Origin of the sequence: Ruminococcus sp. AF17-1AC (assembly GCF_003461385.1) — a bacterium.
In the GTDB taxonomy this organism is placed as follows: domain Bacteria; phylum Bacillota; class Clostridia; order Oscillospirales; family Ruminococcaceae; genus Hominimerdicola; species Hominimerdicola aceti.
Genome location: NZ_QTWZ01000043.1, coordinates 1 through 1,974 on the forward strand (window position 1 = coordinate 1; position 1,974 = coordinate 1,974).

Genomic DNA, 1,974 nt, shown 5'->3' on the forward strand with positions numbered 1-1,974 from the left:
TGTGCAATAAAATAGATGCACACCTCGAAAAGCTCGTATTTACGAGCTTTTTTGCGTTTTGAGAGCGAAATTTTCAGGTGTAAAACCGTAGATGCTTTTTCGTTAAAAAAGGATCTGAACCCTCAACAATTGAATATTGTCAAGCATTCCGGCAAGTTATGAGCATATTTTGCTCCCTACTTGCCGTATTTTTATGAAAAAAAGTTTCACGAAGTTTTAAAGGCTGTTTTGTCTAATATCACGAATTAATGTGATGTTAAACGAAACAGTCTTTTTTGTTAGCACAAGAGAGAGGGTGATTCCAATGTGGCAGGTATACCATTAAAAGAGAGCAAAAATTAATTCAACAGGAGGCAATATGATATACAACCAAAACAAGGTAGAAATACTGAGACAAGAGATATCCGGAAGGAACAAGGATCTGCGTTGACTCGATGGACGACTACTGTCCCTTTGAAAGCGGAACCTGTGGTACGGTTGAGTTTGTGGATGATGCAGGTACTCTCCATTGCAAATTCGATAACGGAAGAACGCTCGGAGTTATTCCCGATGTGGATAAGTTCCATAAAATTGATCAGGAACAGACTCAGACCGATGAGCAAACAGAAGAAATTACGGAAACTGAGGATATTGAAGAATCTGAAGAAATGAATATATCAATGTGACGGTCAAGTTTTGAAAAAAGCTTGACCGTTTTTTATTTCAGAAAGGAACGTGGTAAATGATAAAATATTTCGATATCTTCGCAGGTATCGGCGGATTTCGCTCAGGGCTTGAAAAAGCAGGTGGATTCAAGTGCGTCGGTTACTGCGAGATAGATAAGTATGCAAAGAAAGCCTATGAAACTTTGTATGATACAGAAGGTGAGGTGTTTTATGATGACGCAAGAAAAATCGACCCAAACGAGCTGCCTGATCTCGACCTTATATGCGGAGGATTCCCTTGCCAAAGCTTTTCGATCGCTGGAAAACGAAAAGGATTCAGCGATACCCGAGGAACTCTCTTCTTTGAGATCGCCAGGATTGCCGCCATTAAAAAACCTAAATATCTGCTCCTTGAAAATGTTCCCGGACTGCTATCGCACGACCAAGGCAGGACGTTTGCGGCCATCCTCAGTACGTTGGATGAATTGGGGTACGATGTCGTATGGGAAGTGCTTAACAGCGCAGATTTTGGTGTGCCCCAATCCAGAAAAAGAGTGTATATTATCGGATTTCATAGAGAAAAGTGTGCAGGAAAAGTATTGTCTTTCACGGACGCAAATCCAAAAACTCTTGTCAAAAGAATTTCAGGCAGAGAGGGAAACAGAGTATATTCAGCAGACGGACTGAGCATAACCCTTACAAGTCAAGCAGGCGGTTTCGGCGGAAAGACAGGACTGTATGAGATAATGGGACTTCCCATTAAGGTCAAAACAAAAACAGGCTATCAGACAGCCTTGCCCGGTGACAGTATTGACCTTGCATATCCAAATATGAATTCAAGGCGTGGGAGAGTGGGAAAGGAGATAGCCCATACCCTTACAACAAGCTGTAATCAGGGATATTACGCATTAGGGATAGATATGAACCCTGAGCCGAAGGTCACAGAGCTTGCAAGATGTATCACCGCAAGACAGGACAGCGGTATCGGTCATCACAAAGGCGAAAAATCCGGAGTAGTCCTCATAACAGACCCGATAGCCGTGCTTGATCCTGCAAAAGCAGAAACAAGACAGCAAGGCCGAAGATTTAAACTTCCAAACGAGCCTATGTTTACTTTGACCGTTACCGACAGACACGGAGTTGTGTACTGCGGGTATATCAGAAAGCTTATGCCGTTGGAGTGCTGGAGACTGCAGGGCTTTACAGATGAGCAGTTTGAAAGGGTGAAAGCCACAGGAATGTCTGACGCTCAGCTTTACAAACAGGCAGGAAATGCAGTGACTACAAATGTTATCGAGGCTATTGGAAAGTATATTTCAGAGATCGACAA

1 protein-coding gene and 1 pseudogene are annotated in these 1,974 nt (G+C 42.8%); both read left to right on the forward strand.

Going from position 1 to position 1,974, the window contains the following annotated elements:
• Positions 1-407 precede the first annotated feature (407 nt).
• Positions 408-665: pseudogene (locus DWW81_RS12990) on the forward strand (DUF4314 domain-containing protein); the annotation flags it as partial.
• A 56-nt stretch (positions 666-721) separates the two neighbouring features.
• On the forward strand, positions 722-1,974 hold a 1,253-nt coding region (gene dcm / locus DWW81_RS12995), incomplete at its 3' end, for a DNA (cytosine-5-)-methyltransferase (RefSeq protein WP_117945397.1).